This window comes from Paenibacillus sp. alder61, assembly GCF_020179875.1.
Classification (GTDB): domain Bacteria; phylum Bacillota; class Bacilli; order Paenibacillales; family Paenibacillaceae; genus Fontibacillus; species Fontibacillus faecis.
Genome location: NZ_JAIUDG010000059.1, coordinates 1 through 707 on the forward strand (window position 1 = coordinate 1; position 707 = coordinate 707).

Annotated in this window: 1 pseudogene; it reads right to left on the reverse strand. The window is 42.6% G+C overall.

The features are described 5' to 3' along the window. Positions 1-141 precede the first annotated feature (141 nt). Positions 142-614 (reverse strand): annotated as a pseudogene (gene tnpA / locus LBW89_RS27375) (IS200/IS605 family transposase). Positions 615-707: the final 93 nt, after the last annotated feature.

Sequence of the window (707 nt, forward strand, 5' to 3'; positions counted from 1 at the left end):
AATCATAACCACCCGTCCAACGGGTGGTTTGCTCTTGGGGTATAACCCCCTGTTGCCAAACTGCGCCTAAAGACGCTAGCCTGACAATAAAATTGTTCAGGCTCAGTGTTTTTGTCACTTTCACTTACCAGTTAAACTGGTTTACTTCTTTTTGCTACTGTTTCTGCTGAATGGATCTTCATACTCTTTTACGCTCAGTTTATCAATTGCTTGGTCATGTGCTTCCTGCTCACGTATATATTTAGCGACGGTGGCCTCATTTAAGCCCACAGTGCTGACGTAGTACCCCTCCGCCCAAAATTTCCGATTTCCATACTTATACTTCAAGCTGGCATGCTTCTCAAATATCATTAGCGAACTCTTTCCCTTTAGATATCCCATAAACGATGATACAGAGATTTTTGGAGGTATCGCCACTAACATGTGTACATGATCTGGCATCATGTGACCTCTATGATCTCCACTCCCTTGTATTTACATAACCGCTTGAATATTTCGATTAAGTCTTTCCTCACTTGATTATAGATCTCTTTCCGTCTATACTTCGGGGTGAACACGATGTGGTATTTGCACATCCATTTCGTGTGGGCTAGACTATAGCTCTTGTTTGCCATCTAAGACCATTCCTTTCATTATTGAGCCTGAACATCTCAATTTTATGGGAATGGTCTTGTTGGTCAAACCCTAGATCCCTCCACCCGCATAGC